Source organism: Lentzea aerocolonigenes (genome assembly GCF_000974445.1).
GTDB lineage: Bacteria > Actinomycetota > Actinomycetes > Mycobacteriales > Pseudonocardiaceae > Lentzea > Lentzea aerocolonigenes.
Window position 1 is genome coordinate 184,352 of record NZ_BBOJ01000001.1, and the last position, 17,105, is coordinate 201,456.

General features: G+C 68.7%; 15 protein-coding genes and 1 riboswitch. Of the genes, 4 read left to right on the plus strand and 11 right to left on the minus strand.

From position 1 onward, the window contains the following. Positions 1–18 precede the first annotated feature (18 nt). The 3 genes from AOM45_RS00945 to clpB all read right to left on the minus strand — a co-directional run bounded on the left by AOM45_RS00945 (position 19) and on the right by clpB (position 4,322). Positions 19–792 carry an SDR family NAD(P)-dependent oxidoreductase gene (locus tag AOM45_RS00945; protein ID WP_030465815.1) on the minus strand — a complete coding sequence of 258 codons (774 nt, stop codon included), beginning with the start codon at positions 790–792 and terminating at the stop codon, positions 19–21. A gap of 72 nt (positions 793–864) precedes the next feature. Beyond that, positions 865–1,599 (minus strand): TtfA family protein, encoded by a 735-nt coding sequence (locus AOM45_RS00950; RefSeq protein WP_030465814.1) that lies wholly within the window; start codon positions 1,597–1,599, stop codon positions 865–867. A 140-nt stretch (positions 1,600–1,739) separates the two neighbouring features. Further along, positions 1,740–4,322, minus strand: coding sequence for an ATP-dependent chaperone ClpB (gene clpB / locus AOM45_RS00955; protein WP_030465813.1), 2,583 nt, complete (start codon positions 4,320–4,322; stop codon positions 1,740–1,742). A gap of 147 nt (positions 4,323–4,469) precedes the next feature. Here clpB and AOM45_RS49060 point away from each other — a divergent pair, with 147 nt between their 5' ends. Beyond that, positions 4,470–4,853, plus strand: a complete 384-nt coding sequence (locus AOM45_RS49060) for a VOC family protein (RefSeq protein WP_030465812.1) — start codon at positions 4,470–4,472, stop codon at positions 4,851–4,853. Here AOM45_RS49060 and AOM45_RS00960 read toward each other — a convergent pair. Next, positions 4,751–6,409: an MDR family MFS transporter gene (locus tag AOM45_RS00960; protein WP_059362129.1), complete on the minus strand. Its 1,659-nt coding sequence runs from the start codon at positions 6,407–6,409 to the stop codon at positions 4,751–4,753. The genes AOM45_RS49060 and AOM45_RS00960 overlap by 103 nt on opposite strands. Before the next feature lie 126 nt (positions 6,410–6,535). After that, a complete protein-coding gene (locus AOM45_RS00965) occupies positions 6,536–7,150 on the minus strand; it encodes a pyridoxamine 5'-phosphate oxidase family protein (RefSeq protein ID WP_236703037.1) in 615 nt (204 codons plus the stop codon). Positions 7,151–7,453: 303 nt separating this feature from the next. On the opposite strand from AOM45_RS00965, the gene AOM45_RS00970 reads away from it, so the two are divergent. Then, on the plus strand, positions 7,454–8,557 hold the full coding sequence (locus AOM45_RS00970) for an FAD-binding oxidoreductase (RefSeq protein ID WP_030465809.1): 1,104 nt from the start codon (positions 7,454–7,456) through the stop codon (positions 8,555–8,557). A gap of 3 nt (positions 8,558–8,560) precedes the next feature. Beyond that, positions 8,561–8,646: riboswitch (ZMP/ZTP riboswitch) on the plus strand. A 13-nt stretch (positions 8,647–8,659) separates the two neighbouring features. Then, the gene (gene glyA, locus AOM45_RS00975; protein ID WP_030465808.1) at positions 8,660–9,877 is read left to right on the plus strand and encodes a serine hydroxymethyltransferase; all 1,218 of its coding nucleotides are present in this window, start codon (positions 8,660–8,662) and stop codon (positions 9,875–9,877) included. On the opposite strand, the gene AOM45_RS00980 is transcribed toward glyA, so the two are convergent. Further along, positions 9,860–10,435 carry a TetR/AcrR family transcriptional regulator gene (locus AOM45_RS00980; RefSeq protein ID WP_030465807.1) on the minus strand — a complete coding sequence of 192 codons (576 nt, stop codon included), beginning with the start codon at positions 10,433–10,435 and terminating at the stop codon, positions 9,860–9,862. The two genes, glyA and AOM45_RS00980, sit on opposite strands and share 18 nt — an antisense overlap. A gap of 83 nt (positions 10,436–10,518) precedes the next feature. Here AOM45_RS00980 and AOM45_RS00985 point away from each other — a divergent pair, with 83 nt between their 5' ends. Next, positions 10,519–11,406, plus strand: coding sequence for an SDR family oxidoreductase (locus tag AOM45_RS00985; RefSeq protein WP_059362132.1), 888 nt, complete (start codon positions 10,519–10,521; stop codon positions 11,404–11,406). Positions 11,407–11,916: 510 nt separating this feature from the next. Here the strand turns inward: AOM45_RS00985 and AOM45_RS00990 are convergent. From AOM45_RS00990 to AOM45_RS01010, 5 genes are all read right to left on the minus strand, one after another. After that, a complete protein-coding gene (locus tag AOM45_RS00990; protein ID WP_030465805.1) occupies positions 11,917–12,345 on the minus strand; it encodes a heat shock protein transcriptional repressor HspR in 429 nt (142 codons plus the stop codon). A gap of 6 nt (positions 12,346–12,351) precedes the next feature. Beyond that, positions 12,352–13,512 carry a molecular chaperone DnaJ gene (gene dnaJ / locus AOM45_RS00995; RefSeq protein WP_030465804.1) on the minus strand — a complete coding sequence of 387 codons (1,161 nt, stop codon included), beginning with the start codon at positions 13,510–13,512 and terminating at the stop codon, positions 12,352–12,354. A 19-nt stretch (positions 13,513–13,531) separates the two neighbouring features. Next, entirely contained in the window at positions 13,532–14,158 is a 627-nt protein-coding gene (grpE, locus tag AOM45_RS01000) for a nucleotide exchange factor GrpE (RefSeq protein ID WP_035909189.1), read from the minus strand. Continuing rightward, positions 14,155–16,020, minus strand: coding sequence for a molecular chaperone DnaK (gene dnaK, locus AOM45_RS01005; protein ID WP_030465802.1), 1,866 nt, complete (start codon positions 16,018–16,020; stop codon positions 14,155–14,157). The genes grpE and dnaK overlap by 4 nt, the downstream gene beginning before the upstream one ends. 187 nt (positions 16,021–16,207) lie before the next feature. Further along, a complete protein-coding gene (locus tag AOM45_RS01010; RefSeq protein WP_035909186.1) occupies positions 16,208–17,041 on the minus strand; it encodes a DUF4097 family beta strand repeat-containing protein in 834 nt (277 codons plus the stop codon). Positions 17,042–17,105: the final 64 nt, after the last annotated feature.

Genomic DNA, 17,105 nt, shown 5'->3' on the forward strand with positions numbered 1-17,105 from the left:
TCGGCCGAACGGTTCCGATCAGGTGCGTCCGCGGCCGCCGGCGAAGCGGGAGGCCATCTTGCGGACCAGGGACCGCGGCAGCACCTTCGTGAGGCTCACGATCGCCTTGTACTGGCCGCCGGGGATCGACAGGACCTTGCCGCGGCGCAGGTCGCGCAGGCCCTCGTGCACCAGGCGGTCGGCGTCGATGTAGAGCCAGTCGGGGGTCTTGGACATGTCGATGTTGGCCCGCTTGTGGAACTCGGTCTTCACGAAACCGGGGCACAGCGCCATGATCCGCACGCCGGAGTGCGCGACCGCGAGGGACATGCCCTCGGAGAACGACGTCACCCACGCCTTGTCGGCGCTGTAGCTGGTGCCGCGGCCGGGCAGGAAGCTCGCCACGCTGGACACGTTGATCACGTCACCCTTGCCGCGGGCCATCATGCCGGGGATCGCGGCCCTCGACAGGCGCAGCACGGTGGCGACGTTGACGTCCAGCTGGGCCTGGAGCTTCTCGACGTCCGCCGCGAAGAACTCGCCGGTGTTGGCGAAGCCCGCGTTGTTGACGAGGAGGTCGACGGGCGACTCGGCCAGGCGTGCCTCGACCTTCGCGCGGTCGCCGTGGTCGCTGAGGTCGGCGGGCAGGACGTCCACGTGCACGCCGTGGCGGTCGTGCAGCTGCTTCGCCTGTTCCTCGAGTGCGGACGCGGTGCGCGCGACCAGCACGAGGTCGTACCCCTCCGCGGCGAGCCTGCGGGCGAAGGCGGCCCCGATCCCGACGGTCGATCCGGTCACCAGTGCGGTTGGCATGCCACCGAACGGTAGTCGGAAAAGCGCCGGGACCGAAGGCCGGCGGTGATCACATTTGGTCCGTCACCCTGGTCATTGCTGCTTGCGGCCGAACGACGGCCGGTAGACCTCGCCACCGTCGTCCTCCTCGTCGACCGGTTCCTCCACCTCGGAGGGGTCCGGGTCGAACGGGTCGATGACGTCCGCGAGCTCACCGACGTCGCGCAGCAGCCGTTCCAGGCGCGCGGGCGACGAGTTCGGCGGAGCGGCGGCCAGCACCCAGTCGTTCTCCATCCAGACGACCGTGACGTCGCCCCCGATCTCCTCGGCGGCGTCGATCAGGTCCGGCGTGATGATCTTGCGGGCGGCCGGGACGTCCGTGACGAACGCGTACCGCGAGCCCACCGGCCCGAGCAGGTCGGGCATCGGCATCTTGTCGTTGTCGCGCTGGAACGGCACTGTCGACAGCCACAGCTCGATGACCACGGACAACGCCCTGCGGCAGCGCACGCCGACCAGCACCGAGTTGACCTTGCCGCCGGTCTCGTGGTCGAGCACGTAGACCTGGCGCCGTCCGTCCGCGGTGAAGGTCGAGCCCGCGACGACGTCACGGGCGAGCCCCGTGCCGTAGTACGCGATGGCGCCGGCCTCCCAGCGAGTCGGCAGCACGTGGTCTGTCTCCTCGAACTGCCAGCCGCGCAGGGCAGCCCAACGGCGCCGTTCACGATTACGCGCGGTTCGTTGCGCCCGGTCGGTCGCGAGCAGGGCGAACCCCGCCACGCCCGCCACCGCGGCGACGGTGAACCAGACCCACGCCGGTATGCCCACAGCTGAAGCGTAGTGGGTCGGGGGCGAGGAACGAAGATCACTTCCGCGCGTGGCGCCCGTACGTCCTATTCGTGGTGGTCGCAGACGCGCGACGAGCGGTTTCCGGCACCGTTGGAGCCGGAAACCGCTCGGGGGCCTCCTCAGGCCGCGCGGCCCACGATCAGGCCGGTCTGGTCGTCCAGCACGTCCACCCGAACCGTGTCGCCGTCCCGGACCTCACCGGCCAGCAGCTCCTTGGCGAGCTGGTCGCCGATCGCCGACTGCACCAGCCTGCGCAACGGCCGCGCCCCGTACACCGGGTCGAAGCCGTTCAGCGCGAGCCAGTCGCGGGCCGACGGCGTGACGTCCAGCGTCAGCCTGCGCGCCGCCAGGCGGTCGGCCAGGCGAGCGATCTGGATGTCCACAATGGACGTCAGCTCCTCGGTGGCGAGCGCGTGGAACACCACGACGTCGTCCAGCCGGTTCAGGAACTCCGGCTTGAAGTGCCGCTGCACCACCGACATCACCGCGTCGCGCCGCTCGATCTCGCTCAGCGACGGGTTCGCGATGGCGGTCGAGCCCAGGTTCGACGTGAGCACCAGGATCGTGTTGCGGAAGTCCACGGTCCGGCCCTGGCCGTCGGTGAGGCGACCGTCGTCGAGGACCTGCAGCAGCACGTCGAACACGTCCGGGTGCGCCTTCTCGACCTCGTCGAGCAGCACGACCGAGTACGGACGGCGGCGGACCGACTCGGTCAGCTGTCCGCCCTGGTCGTAGCCGACGTAGCCGGGAGGCGCACCGACCAGGCGGGCCACCGAGTGCTTCTCGGAGTACTCGCTCATGTCGATGCGGATCATCGCCCGCTCGTCGTCGAACAGGAACGCCGCCAGCGCCTTGGCCAGCTCGGTCTTGCCGACGCCGGTCGGGCCGAGGAACAGGAACGACCCCGTCGGGCGGTCCGGGTCGGCGACGCCGGCGCGGGTGCGGCGGACCGCGTCGGACACGACCCGCACGGCCTCCGCCTGGCCGACGACCCGGCGGCCGAGCTCGTCCTCCATCCGCAGCAGCTTCGCGGTCTCGCCCTCCAGCAGGCGTCCGGCCGGGATGCCGGTCCACGCCGAGACGACGTCGGCGACATCGTCGGGGCCGACCTCCTCCTTGAGCATCGCCGCGTCGTGCGTGGACTCGGCGGCGGTCGCGAGCTCCTTCTCCAGCGCGGGAATCCGGCCGTAGCGCAGCTCAGCGGCACGGCCGAGGTCGCCGTCGCGCTCGGCGCGTTCCGACTCGCCGCGCAGCGACTCCAGCTGCTCCTTCAGGGTCCGGACCTTGTCGATCGAGCCCTTCTCGTTCTGCCAGCGGGCCGTCAGCGCGGACAGTTCCTCGCGCTTCTCGGCCAGCTCGGCGCGCAACGCCGACAGCCGTTCGAGCGAAGCCGCGTCGGACTCCTTGGCCAGCGCCATCTCCTCGATCTCGAGGCGACGGACGGCACGTTCGACGGTGTCGATCTCGACGGGACGGGAGTCGATCTCCATGCGCAGCCGGGACGCGGCCTCGTCGACGAGGTCGATCGCCTTGTCCGGCAGGAAGCGCGCGGTGATGTAGCGGTCCGACAACGTGGCCGCGGCGACGAGGGCGGCGTCGGTGATGCGCACGCCGTGGTGCACCTCGTACCGCTCCTTCAGGCCGCGCAGGATGCCGACCGTGTCCTCCACCGAGGGCTCGCCGACCAGCACCTGCTGGAAGCGGCGTTCCAGGGCGGCGTCCTTCTCGATGTGCTCGCGGTACTCGTCCAGGGTCGTGGCACCGACCATGCGCAGCTCACCACGGGCCAGCATCGGCTTGATCATGTTTCCGGCGTCCATGGCCGACTCGCCGGTCGCGCCCGCGCCGACGATCGTGTGCAGCTCGTCGATGAACGTGATGACCTGGCCGGCCGAGTCGGTGATCTCCTTCAGGACGGCCTTGAGCCGCTCCTCGAACTCACCGCGGTACTTGGCGCCCGCGACCATCGAGCCCAGGTCGAGGGACACGACCCTCTTGCCGCGCAGCGACTCGGGCACGTCACCGGCCACGACGCGCTGCGCCAGGCCCTCGACGATCGCCGTCTTGCCGACGCCGGGCTCACCGATCAGCACGGGGTTGTTCTTCGTGCGCCGCGACAGCACCTGGACGACCCGGCGGATCTCGGCGTCACGGCCGATCACCGGGTCGAGCTCGCCCTTGCGGGCGCGTTCGGTCAGGTCGACGCCGTACTTCTCCAGCGCCTTGTAGGTGCCCTCGGGATCCGGCGACGTCACCCGCGCGGAACCGCGGACGCGCGTGAAGGCCTCCTTCAACGCGTCGGGCGTCGCACCGTGCCGCCGCAACAGGTCGGCGACCTGCCCGCCGTGCTGCGCCAGCCCGACGAGGAGGTGCTCGGTCGAGACGTACTCGTCGCCCATCTCGGTGGCGAGCTCCTGGGCCTTGCCGAGCACGCGCACGGCGTCGCGGGAGAGCTGCGGCGCGGAGACCGTCGAGCCGGAAGCGCTGGGCAGCGAGCGGGAGAGCTGCTCCAGCTCCTTGCGCACCAGCGTCGGGTCGGCACCGACCGCCTCGAGCAACGGCGCGGTCAACCCGTCCGTCTGCGCCAGCAGTGCACTGAGCAGGTGCACGGAACCCACGTCCGGGTTCCCGTTGAGCGTCGCGGCCTGGACCGCGGCGGAAACCGCCTGCTGCGTCTTCGTCGTCGGGTTGAAAGCGTCCATTCCTCCACCTCGTGGTCAGCCTCCAGCATGGACCATCATCCCGCACAACGTCAGAAAAGTTGAGTCTGTTCCGCTCAACTACGAGAACGTGACGGCCGTCGCGAAAATGGCAGGTCGGCTGAGCCCGGTTGGGCGAAGATCAGCGCCATGACATCAATCATCCACAACGTCACCGTCGACGCCCGGAACGCCTACGACCAGGCGTCGTGGTGGAGCGAGGTGCTGGGACTGCCGATCCACCCGGACGACAACCCCGGCGACCCCGAGTGCATGGTCAAGCTCCCGAGCGGGATCCAGTACCTCTTCATCGAGGTCCCCGAGGACAAGACGGTCAAGAACCGCGTCCACGTCTGCCTGCAGCCGTCAGACGTGACCCGCGATGAGGAGGTCGAGCGCCTCCTGGGCCTCGGCGCGACGGTCTACGAAGATCACCGCAAGCCGGACGGCACCGGCTGGGTCACCATGCACGACCCGGAAGGCAACGAGTTCTGTGTGGAACGCAGCGCAGCCGAACGCGCCGCGACCTCCTGACCACCGTCACTCGAAAGCACCAACAGCTTGTCCACAGCGGGGGCCAGGTTATCCACAATCCGCTGTTCAGTATCCACAGGTGAATCAAGTTCAGTGGCGACCGTCTGTGCACCAGAACCCGTTGGAGTGACATCCACGGAGTCGCGCAGCGGCTGCTCCTTGATCAGCAGGACCGCGATCACCGTGAAGACCGCGAGACCGGCGGCGATCAGGAACAACTCACCCATCGCATCGCCGTAGGAGTCCCGCACGACTGGGGAGAGGGAGCCGCGGTCGAGCGTCTTCGTGCTCACGTGGGCCGCCAGCACCGCCCCGAGCACCGAGACGCCGGCCGTCCCGCCCAGCGACCGCAGGAACGTGGCCGTGGAGCTGGCGGCACCGAGGTCCGCCATGCCCACGCCGTTCTGCACGGCCAGCACCAGGTTCTGCATGGTCAGGCCGACACCGACGCCGACGAGTGCGAGGTAGGCCCCCATCAGCACGAGGTTCGTCCGGTGGTCGATCGTGCCGAGCAGCGCCAGGCCCGCGACCAGCGAGAACGCGCCCCAGACGAGGTAGCTCTTCCACTTGCCGCTCTTGGCGATCAACTGCCCGCTGACCGTCGACGAGATGCTCAGCCCCAGCACCAGCGGCACCGTCAGCAACCCGGCCTTCGTGGGCGAGAACCCGCGGGCGATCTGGAAGTACTGCCCCATGAACACCGACGCGCCGAACATCGCCGTGCCCACCGCGACGCCACCGAGCATCGCCAGCACCACGGTCCGGTTCCGGAACAGGTGCAGCGGGATGACCGGCGCGGACGCCCGGCGCTCGACGAAGTAGGCGCCGATGATCGCGAGCAGCGCACCGCCGACGAACAGCGCGCTCTCCTTCGAGACCCACGCGAAGTCCTTGCCCGCGAACGACACCCACATCAGCACCAGGCTGACGCCGCCGGTGATCAGCGTGGCCCCGAGGTAGTCGATCTTCACGTGCTGCTTGCGGACCGGCAGGTGCAGCGTCTTGTGCAGCACGGCCAGCGCCACGAGCGCCAGCGGCACGCAGACGAAGAAGCACCAGCGCCAGCCGGGCCAGTCGACGAGGACCCCGCCGACCAGCGGCCCGCCGACGGTGCCCGCGGAGATCACCATGCCCGTGTAGCCGCTGTACCGGCCGCGCTCCCGCGGGCTCAGCAGCGCGCCGACCACGACCTGGCCGAGCGCCTGCACACCGCCCATGCCCAGGCCCTGGACGACCCGGAACGCGATGAGCTGCTCCATGTTCTGGCTCAGGCCCGACAGGACCGAGCCGACGACGAACAGCACGATGCTGCCCTGCAGCAGCTTCTTCTTGTCGAAGAGGTCCGCGAGCTTGCCCCAGAGCGGGGTGCTGGCGGTGGACGCGAGCAACATCGAGGTGATGACCCACGTGTACTGGGTCTGCGTGCCTTTGAGCTCGGCCAGGATCGTCGGGAGAGCGTTCGAGACGATGGTGGAGCTGAGGATCGCGACGAGCAGCGCCACCCAGATGCCGGACAGCGCTTCGAGGATCTCCCGATGCGACGAGGGCCGGTTCAAGCACACCTCCAGTAGTTAGTTGATGCTACGCAACTATATCTGGAGATAGTTAGCTAGGCCAACTAGTTTTGGGTTACGCGGGGGCCTTTCGTGCACCATGAGTGAACGAAAGCTCCCCGCGTGCACTCAATCGGCGGTCTTGTCCGCCTTGACCCCGAAGTAGTCGCCGCCCTTCCGCTTCACGTCGTCGGTGCCCCAGTCCCGGATGCGGTCGACCGGGATCATCCGGGGGATGTGCTTGCGGCAGTGGATGTAGGCCTCCCGCACCTCCACGACCACCCACCGCTCGACCTTGCGGTCCTCGGTGTCGAACTCCTCCCGCGGCACGATCCGGGCCCTCCCGTTCACGTGCAGCCCGATCAGGTCCTCCGCGAAGTCCACCATCAGCATCCCGACGTGCGGGTTCTCCATGATGTTGCCCAGCGAGGCCATCACGCCGTTGCCGCGGTACTCGGGGTACGCGACGGTCCGGGAGTCGATGACCTGGATGAACCCCGCCGGCCCGGCCCGGAGGGTCGAGTCGCACTCCCCGTCGGCATCAGCGGTCGAGATGAACGCCATCTCCATCCGGCCGACGAACTCGGCCATCGCGGGGTTGAGGTGGTCCAGGACCTGGTCCGAGTAGAAGCGTGTAGCGCGGTCCTGGGTCTCCAGGGCACATTGGAGGAAGTGCTCACCTCGTGAGCCGGGCAGGTCGACACGGTCAGGAGAGGTGGTATCAGTCAGCTCAGGCAGGGACACGCGTGCAACCGTGGCACGCAAGCACGCAACCCGGTACAGACGGGCCCCCACATTCACACTGTTGCGGTAACAACTAGTTGCATACAGTAATCAGACTTCGCTCGAAGGTGGCATCAAGGAGTCAAACCCACCAATCAGGGGTTACTGTCCACCCTGTCGGGGGACGGATGCTTGACGAGGACTACCGCGCCTTGCTGGCGCCAATGAGAACGTGGAGACTGCGCGCGGACCATGACTGCGAACGCTGTGCTGAGCCCCATCCCTACCCCGCCCCACCGAGAACCTCCACCCGGCGTCACCGCGATGGTGCGGATGATCCGGGAGAGCTTCGCGGTGGTGGAGCCGCACGCCGAAGAAGTGGCGAAGTTCTTCTACGGCATGCTCTTCTCGCTCTCGCCTGCCACACGCGAGATGTTCCCCGCGAACATGGAGGTGCAACGCAGCCGTCTGCTGCGCGCCCTCGTGCACGTGGTGCAGATGGTCGACCGCCCGGACGACCTCATCCCGTTCCTCCGCCAGCTGGGCCGTGACCACCGCAAGTTCGGTGTCATCAACGTCCACTACGAGGCGGTCGGGACGGCACTGCTGTCCGCGGTGAAGAAGTTCGCTGGTGCCGCCTGGACGCCCAAGGTCGAGATGGCGTGGGCCGAGGCCTACACGTTGATGGCGCGGGCCATGCAGGAGGCCGCCGACGCCGACAACGGGCCCGCCTACTGGCACGCGACGGTGCTGGAGCACCAGCGCGTCTCGTGGGACCTGGCGGTCGTGCGGCTGCAGCCCGACCACCCGGTCAGCTACCGCGCCGGGCAGTACGTCAGCGTGGAGACGCCGCAGCGCAAGCGCTTGTGGCGGTACTACTCGCCGGCGAACGCCCCGCGTGAGGACGGCGTCATCGAGTTCCACATCCGGTCCGTGGACGGCGGCTGGGTGTCACGCTCGGTGGTCGGCCACACGCAGGCCGGTGACACCTGGCGCATCGGCCCGCCGATGGGACGTCTCTCGGTCGACCGCACGTCCGGGTCGGACATCCTGATGGTGGCCGGCGGCACCGGTGTCGCGCCGATGCACGCGATCATCGACGAGATGGCGCAGTACGGCGAGAACCCCCGCGTGCACCTGTTCTACGGCGGCCGCACCCGCGAGGACCTCTACGACCTGGACAACCTGCAACGCATCGCGACCACGAACCCGTGGCTCACGGTCGTGCCGGTGCTGGAGTCGGACCCCGGTGTCCGGGGCGTCGAGCAGGGCAGCCTGGCCGACGTGGTCACCCGCTACGGAGCGTGGGAGGACCGCGACGTCCTGGTCTGCGGCAGCCCGGCCATGATCAGGTCCACCGTGTCCCGCATGCTGGTCGCCGGAACTCCGCTCGACCGCATCAAGTACGACCCGTTCACACTGGACTAGACTCGGCACGTCCGCGACTGGCGTGCCGAGGGTGGAAGTGACCACCGGGAAGCGACCTGCCGAGAGCACCGAACGCCTGGGTGCCCGGCGTGGAGTCGCGCTGTGCTCGCTGAGACAGATCCCACCGTGTTCGCGCTGATCAACGCCGAGGCCGACCGCCAGGCCCGGAAGCTGCGCATGATCGCGTCCGAGAACGACGTGTCCGCCGCCGTGCTTGAAGCAACAGGCTCGGTGCTGACCAACAAGTACTCCGAGGGCTACCCCGGCAAGCGGTACTACGAGGGCCAGCAGGTCATCGACCAGGTCGAACAGCTCGCGATCGACCGGGCGAAGGCCCTTTTCGGCGTGGACCACGCGAACGTCCAGCCGCTCTCCGGCGCCCCCGCCAACCTCGCCGTGTACCTGGCCTTCCTGTCGCCCGGCGACACCGTCATGGGCATGTCGCTCCCGATGGGCGGCCACCTGACGCACGGCTGGAACGTGTCCGCCACCGGCAAGTGGTTCCGCGCGGTCCAGTACGACGTCCGCAAGGACACCGGCGTCGTCGACATGGACGAAGTCCGCGCCCTCGCCCTGGCCGAACGCCCGAAGGTGATCTTCTGCGGCGGCACGGCGATCCCGCGCACGATCGATTTCCCGGCCTTCGCCGCGATCGCGCAGGAGATCGACGCGGTCCTGGTCGCCGACATCGCGCACATCGCAGGCCTCGTCGCAGGCGGCGCGCACCCCAGCCCCGTCGGACACGCACCGGTGATCACGACGACCACGCACAAGACGCTGCGCGGCCCGCGCGGCGCGATGATCCTCACCGACGCCGACCACGCCAAGGCGATCGACCGCGCGGTCTTCCCCGGCCTGCAGGGCGGCCCGCACAACCACACGACCGCCGCGATCGCCGTGGCACTGCACGAAGCAGCCCAGCCGGAGTTCCGCGAGTACGCGCACACGATCGTCGCGAACGCTCGCGCGCTGGCCGACGCGCTGCTCGAGCGCGGTTTCGACCTGGTGTCCGGCGGCACCGACAACCACCTGATCCTGATCGACCTGACCTCGAAGCTCCTCGGCGGCAAGCCGGCCGCCCGCGCCCTGGACCGCGCGGGCATCGAGCTCAACTACAACGCGGTCCCGTACGACACCCGCAAGCCGTTCGACCCGTCCGGCATCCGCCTGGGCACGGCCGGCATCACGACACGCGGCCTCAAGCCCGGCCAGATGCCGCTGATCGCCGACTGGATCGACCGCGCGATCGCCGCCCACGACAACGACCAGGCCCTGGACCGCATCGCCGCCGAGGTCGAGGACCTACTCAGCACCCTCTAACGCGGCAGCCGCGGCAGCCACCTCCTCGAGCGCCGGGCGGGCGACGTCAGCGAAGTCCCCGCCGGCCTCGAGCCACCGCCCGTAGGCGATCCGCAGCGCCAGAACCCCGAGCTCAGCAACCACAGCCGCCTCGATCTCCGGCACACCCCGCAGCAGCAGCCCGTCCTTGATCACGCCGGAGAACCCGGCCATCTTCAACGCGTCCCGCTCCCGCAACTCGGCGTTGGCCGCAATCACCGCCAGCCGCCGAGGCCCGTTGGCCCGCCGCGAGTCGGTGAACGTGACACCGATGGCCACGAGCGCCCTCTCGACGGCCTTCAACGCCCCGGCAGACGCAGGCGTCCCCTCGATCCCCGCGGCGATCAGCGACACCAACTCGTCCTGCCCGCCGAACAAGACCTCGCGCTTGTCCCGGAAGTGCCGGAAGAACGTGCTCTTGGTGAGCCCCGCACGCTCAGCGATCTGAGCCACGCCGGTGTTCTCGTAGCCCTGCTCGCCGAACAGGTCGAGCGCGGCGACCATCAACCGCTCTCGCGCCTCAGGCTCCCATCGACCCATGGCTCACATCCTAAGTGATGCGACTAAGTCCCATCACCCTGCTACGGTTGATGAGACCAAGTCCCATCACTCTGAGGAGAGACATGAAGGTCTTCGTAACGGGCGCCAGCGGCCACGTCGGCTCAGCCGTGGTCCCAGAACTGCTGCAGGCAGGCCACCAGGTGATCGGCCTGGCCCGCTCAGACACCTCGGCAGCCAAGCTGGAAGCGCAGGGCGCCACCGTCCAACGCGGCAACCTGGACGACCTCGACACCCTCCGCAAGGCCGCAGCAGAGGCAGACGCGGTGATCCACCTGGCGTTCAAGCACGAGGAAATGTTCGCGGGCGACTACGCCGGCGCGTCCACCGCCGACCTGGCGGTGGTCCGCACGTTCATCGACGAGCTCTCCGGCACCGGCAAGGCGCTGATCGGCACCGGCGGCACACTTTCCTACTCGGGCCTGGGCCACACCGCCACCGAGGACGAGCGCGTCCCCGACGACCACAGCCGAGGCACCGCCAGAAACCTGATCATCGACGCCCCGGACCTGCGCGGAGCAGTCGTGGTCCTGCCACCGACCGTCCACAGTGAACTGGACACGGCAGGATTCATCCCACTGCTGGTCAAAACCGCCCGCACCACCGGCGTGTCCGGCTACCCAGGCGACGGCACGAACCGCTGGTCGGCAACGCACACCCTGGACGCGGCAAGGCTCTACCGGCTGGCCGTGGAAAAGGCCCCCGCAGGCTCGGTGCTGCACGCGGTAGCCGAGGAAGCCGTGACACTGCGGGAGATCGCCGAGATCATCGGGCAAAAGCTGAACGTGCCGGTCGAGAGCGTCCCAGCAGAACACTTCGGCCCGCTAGCAACCATGGTGGCGCGCGACGCACCCACGTCCGGCGCGCGAACGAAGGCGTTGCTGGGCTGGGAACCGAAGGGCCCGAGCCTGCGGGAGGACCTGGAGTCCGGTTTCTACTTCGAACAGGCCTGATCACCTCAGCCCGAGGCCGAAGGCGAGGCGACGCGAAGGCGCAGCCGAGCCGTCCTGGCTTGAAACCGCAAGGTTCCGGCGGTGTGGTCCCGTCACGAGTCGTGCCACAGCTCTTGTCGCGCCCGAGGGGAGAGGTCAAGTCGCACGCTTTTCGCGACTTGACCTCTCCCCTCGGGTGCGACCAGCTCCTGGCTCGACTTGGGACGGGACCACACCGCCCGAACCGCACCACCCACGCAACCGCAAGCCGCCGTAAGCAACAGGCGTGCCATCAACCCGCCCACGGCGCTGGCCGGTCTTTGATCAGATTGGCGGGGTAAGGGCAGAGCCCCAATCTTGAAACAGGAACCCGACACGACAAGGCGACCACCGCACCCCGACACGGCGACCGCCGCACACCGGCCCACAGCAAGGCGACCACCGCACCCCGACAAGGCGACCACGCTGACGCAGGCGTCCCCTCGATCTCGGAACCCCTACATCACAACGTACTCAGCACCCCCGACAAGATCACTTGCGCGGCTTGGGCTTCCACACCACCAACGCGGTCTCCTGCCGAATCGGCACCAGGTCCCGCCGATAAGACGCATGCACAGCAGCAGCCGTGGAGTCGGCGACCGCCAGCGCCTGAGCCAACTCCTGCTGCAACTCGGCGACCCGAGACCGCAACGCCTCGACCTGGTTCTCGAGCTCGATGATCCGCTTGATCCCCGCGAGGTTCACGCCCTCGTCCTGCGACAACCGCTGCACCTCACGCAGCAGCACGATGTCGCGCATCGAGTACCGCCGCCCACCACCAGAAGTGCGACCGGGCGACACGAGCCCCATCCGGTCGTACGAGCGCAACGTCTGCGCGTGCAGCCCGGACAGCTGCGCCGCCACCGAGATCACGAAGAACGGCGTGTCCTCGTCGGTCCCTGGCGGGAACGGAAAACTCACCGGAACTCACCGCCCTTCAAGCAGCGCGTTCAGATCACCACGCGGGTCGTGGTCCGCAGTCACGTCCGCGTACGCCTCCAGGGCCTTGCGGGCCTCGGAGGAAAGGTTGTTCGGCACCGCGACCTCCAGGGTGATCAGCAGATCACCGGAGGTGCCGTCCCGCTTGGTGATGCCCTTGCCCCGAGCCCGCAGCACTCGCCCGGAGGCGGTGCCGGCGGGCACCTTCAAGGTCACCTTGCCGTCCAGGGTCGGGACGGTCAACGTCGTTCCGAGCGCCAGCTCCGAGAACGTCATCGGGGCCGTCAGCGTCAGGTCGTTGCCCTGCCGGCCGAACACGCTGTGCGGGTTCACGTGCACACGCACGAACAGGTCGCCGGACGGGCCGCCGTTGCGGCCCGGTTCGCCTTGTCCCGCAAGGCGGATTCGCTGGCCGTCGTCCACGCCCGAGGGGATGCGCACGGTCAGGGTGCGGGTGCGGGTGCTGACGCCGTCGCCGCCGCACTCGGGGCACGGGTCGTCGATGATCCGGCCGGTGCCGCGGCAGTCGCGGCACGGCTCGCTGAACGCGAAGGCGCCCTGCGAGCGGGTCACCAGGCCGGAGCCCGAGCACGTCGCGCAGACGTGCGGGGTGGTGCCGGGCTTGGCGCCGGAACCGTTGCACGTGGTGCAGGCGGCGGGGGAGGACAGGCGCAGCGGCACGGTCGCGCCGCGGACCGCCTCGGTGAAGTCGATGCGGACGTCGGTCTCGACGTCCTCGCCGCGGCGCGGGCGGGTCGCGGAGCCGGTGCCACCGCCGCCGCGCCGGTTGAACAGGCCGCCGAGCAGGTCGCCCAGGCCGCCGCCACCGGTGCCCTGCGCGGCGCGGCCGAACAGGTCGTTCACGTCGAAGCCGCCGGAGCCGAAGCCTCCGCCGGGGAAGCCTCCGCCGCCCGCGAACAGGCGGCGGGCCTCGTCGTACTGCTTGCGCTTGGCGGGGTCCGACAGCACGCCGTAGGCCTCGGAGACCGCCTTGAAGCGGGCCTCGGCCTTGGCGTCGCCGGGGTTCGCGTCGGGGTGCAGCTCGCGGGCGAGCTTGCGGTACGACTTCTTGATCTCGTCCGCCGACGCGTCGGAGGAGACGCTCAGCTCGCGGTAGAAGTCCTTTTCGATCCAGTCCCTAGCACTCACCGGACGTCTCCTCCTCTCGTCAGTTCTCTTCGGCCTGTGGTGCGGCGGCAGGCTCGTGGTCCGTCACCGCGACGAGCGCGGGACGGACGAGCTTGTCGCCGAACGTGTAGCCGCGACGCAGGACCGCGGTGACGGTCGGGCCGTCGACGTCCGGGGACGTGCTGTGCTGCACGGCCTCGTGCACCGACGGGTCGAACGCCTCGCCCTCGTGCGCGAACGGCTCCAGGCCGGTCTTCTGCAACGTGGACACGAGCTTGTCCGCCACCGCCTTGAACGCGCCGGTCAGGTCGCCGTGCGCGGCGGCCCTCTCGACGTCGTCCAGCACCGAGAGCAGCTCGGCGGCCACGGACGCCTTCGCGTTGTTGATCACCGCTTCCCGGTCGCGTTCCACCCGCTTGCGGTAGTTCGCGTACTCGGCGGTGAGCCGCTGGAGGTCGGCGGTGCGCTCGTCGAGCTGGGTCTTCAGCTCGGCGGCCACCTCGTCCACGACCTCGGCGACCAGGGGTTCGTCAGCCGGAGCAGCACCTTCCTCGGCAGCGTGGGCCGGCGGCCGGACCTCACCCGTCTCGGGGTCGATCCGGCGCCGGTCGTTCACGACTACCTGAGGCTGCTCCTCGTCAGGGGCGGCGTGCCTCGGTTCGGTCACTTCTTCTTTTCCTCGTCCACGATCTCGGCGTCCACGATGTCGTCGTCGGCGGCCTTGGCACCGGCACCCGCGGCACCCGGCGCGTCAGCACCAGGGGCCTCGGCACCGGCGGCACCCGGCGCGTTCGCGTAGATCGCCTGGCCGATGGCCTGGGACTCGGTCGCGAGCTTCTCGACTGCCGTCTTGATGGCGTTGATGTCGGTGCCCTTGAGCGCCTCGTTCGCCTCGGCGATCGCGGCGTTGACCTTGTCCTTGATTTCGGCGGGGAGCTTGTCGTCGTTCTCCTTGACGACCTTCTCCGTCTGGTAGACGAGCGTCTCGGCCTGGTTGCGGACCTCGGCCTCCTCGCGGCGGCGCTTGTCCTCCTCCGCGTGGGCCTCGGCGTCCTTCACCATGCGGTCGATGTCGTCCTTCGGCAGCGCGGAGCCACCGGTGATCGTCATCGACTGCTCCTTGCCGGTGCCCAGGTCCTTCGCCGACACGTGGACGATGCCGTTCGCGTCGATGTCGAAGGTGACCTCGATCTGCGGCACGCCACGGGGGGCGGGCGGCAGGCCGGTCAGCTCGAACATGCCGAGCTTCTTGTTGTGCGCCGCGATCTCGCGCTCGCCCTGGAAGACCTGGATCTGCACGGACGGCTGGTTGTCGTCCGCCGTCGTGAAGGTCTCGGAACGCTTCGTCGGGATCGTGGTGTTGCGCTCGATCAGCTTGGTCATGATGCCGCCCTTGGTCTCGATGCCGAGGGACAGCGGGGTGACGTCGAGCAGCAGGACGTCCTTGACCTCACCCTTGAGGACACCGGCCTGCAGGGCGGCGCCGACGGCGACGACCTCGTCCGGGTTCACGCCCTTGTTGGGCTCGCGGCCGCCGGTCAGCTCCTTGACGAGCTCCGCGACGGCGGGCATGCGGGTCGAGCCACCGACGAGCACGACGTGGTCGATGTCGCCGACGGAGATGTTGGCGTCCTTGATCACGTTGTTGAACGGCGCGCGGGTGCGCTCGAGCAGGTCGTTCGTGATTCGCTGGAACTCGGCGCGCGACAGCGTCTCGTCGAGGAACAGCGGGTTCTTGTCCGCGTCGACCGTGATGTACGGCAGGTTGATCGAGGCGTTGCTGGAGCTCGACAGCTCGATCTTGGCCTTCTCCGCAGCCTCACGGATGCGCTGGAGGGCCATCTTGTCCTTGGTCAGGTCGATGCCGTTGGCCTGCTTGAACCGGTCGACCAGCCAGTCGACGATGCGCTGGTCCCAGTCGTCGCCACCGAGGTGGTTGTCACCGGAGGTCGCACGGACCTCGACCACGCCGTCGCCGAGCTCGAGCAGCGAGACGTCGAACGTGCCGCCACCGAGGTCGAAGACCAGGATGGTCTGCTCCTTCTCGCCCTTGTCGAGGCCGTAGGCCAGAGCGGCCGAGGTCGGCTCGTTGACGATGCGGAGCACGTTGAGGCCCGCGATCTGGCCGGCCTCCTTGGTGGCCTGGCGCTGCGCGTCCTCGAAGTACGCCGGGACGGTGATGACGGCGTCGGTGATCTCCTCGCCCAGGTACGCCTCGGCGTCGCGCTTGAGCTTCATCAGCACGCGCGCGCTGATCTCCTGCGAGGTGTACTGCTTGCCGTCGATCTCATCGGTCTTCCAGTTGGTGCCGATGTGCCGCTTGACCGAACGGATGGTGCGGTCGACGTTGGTGACGGCCTGGTTCTTCGCGGGCTGACCCACGAGGACCTCGCCGTTCTTGGCGAAAGCGACGATGGACGGAGTCGTCCTCGAGCCCTCCGAGTTGGCGATGACCGTCGGCTCACCGCCCTCGAGAACGGCGACGACGGAGTTGGTCGTCCCCAAGTCGATGCCGACTGCACGCGCCATTGGAGTTCCTTCCGCTAGTACTTGTTGAGCGTTGCTGGCTCAAGTTTGCCATCTCACCCAACCTTGAGCCTACCCGACTCAAGCTTTCTGACTGTGCCAACGGCCGGGAAAGTCTGCTTGTTCCCCACAACGCAGCGAGGACCACTCCTCGTGGAGTGGTCCTCGACACAGTTCCCCCTTGGCCGGCTCAGGCGCCGATCACGGTGATGTCCCCCGACCCCGCGTTCAGCTTGAGCTCCAGCGCCGCGTTCGGGTCGGTCGGCACGTTGATCGTGCGCTCCCCGCTGCCCGACGTCCCGCTGACCTTGTACGGACCCCCTGGCAGCCGCACCCTGACGTCACCGGAACCGGAGTCCACCTGCACCGACTTCGCCGCGATCAGGGCCAGCTCGACCCGGCCGGAGTCGGCGATGGCGGTCACGTCGTTCGACAGCGAGGTGCCGTCGATGTCCCCGGAGTTGGTGTCGACGAGGACCTTGCCCTTGATCGTGTCCAGCAGGATGCGGCCGGAGCCCAGGTCGGCCGTGACGCTGCCACCGACCCTGGTGGCCTCGAAGTTGCCCGATCCGGCTTTCACCTTCACGTCGCCCGCGATGTCACGGGTGACGATCCGGCCGGACCCGGTCTTGAACTCGACCGACGCCAGGCCCTCGAAGATCGTGTCGCCCGATCCGATGTCGCCGACCACGGAGATTTCCGGCGACGGGACGAGGACGTCGTAGTTGATCGAGCAGTCCCTGCCGCAGCCGTCCAGCACCAGCGCGTTGCCCTCGACGCGGTGCGCGACCCCCGACGGCTTGTTGTCCCTCTCGTGCTCGACCCTGCGGTGGATCTTCGTCTCGGTCAGGCCCTGCTGGTACCGGACCGTCACGTCACCCGAGTCGTTGTCGCTGCGCACGCGCACCGAGGTGAACTTCTCCGCGACGACGTGGTCGTCCTGGAACTCGTACTTCACGATGCGGATGCCACACGCGGAGAGCACCGCCCCCACCAGCAACGCCACCAACGCCGTCCTCAGCATGACCACAAAAGTAGAGGTGGCGAGGCGCAGCTACACGGCAGTCAGCCCCCGGAGGCGGGGTGGG

Excerpts from the sequence above, each read along its gene's own strand:
- AOM45_RS00945 (WP_030465815.1), bottom strand. The coding sequence starts at position 792 with ATGCCAACCGCACTGGTGACCGGATCGACCGTCGGGATCGGGGCCGCC.
- AOM45_RS01010 (WP_035909186.1), bottom strand. The coding sequence starts at position 17,041 with ATGCTGAGGACGGCGTTGGTGGCGTTGCTGGTGGGGGCGGTGCTCTCC.
- AOM45_RS49060 (WP_030465812.1), top strand. The coding sequence starts at position 4,470 with ATGACATCAATCATCCACAACGTCACCGTCGACGCCCGGAACGCCTAC.
- AOM45_RS00985 (WP_059362132.1), top strand. The coding sequence starts at position 10,519 with ATGAAGGTCTTCGTAACGGGCGCCAGCGGCCACGTCGGCTCAGCCGTG.
- clpB (WP_030465813.1), bottom strand. The coding sequence starts at position 4,322 with ATGGACGCTTTCAACCCGACGACGAAGACGCAGCAGGCGGTTTCCGCC.
- AOM45_RS00970 (WP_030465809.1), top strand. The coding sequence starts at position 7,454 with ATGGTGCGGATGATCCGGGAGAGCTTCGCGGTGGTGGAGCCGCACGCC.
- AOM45_RS00980 (WP_030465807.1), bottom strand. The coding sequence starts at position 10,435 with ATGGGTCGATGGGAGCCTGAGGCGCGAGAGCGGTTGATGGTCGCCGCG.
- dnaK (WP_030465802.1), bottom strand. The coding sequence starts at position 16,020 with ATGGCGCGTGCAGTCGGCATCGACTTGGGGACGACCAACTCCGTCGTC.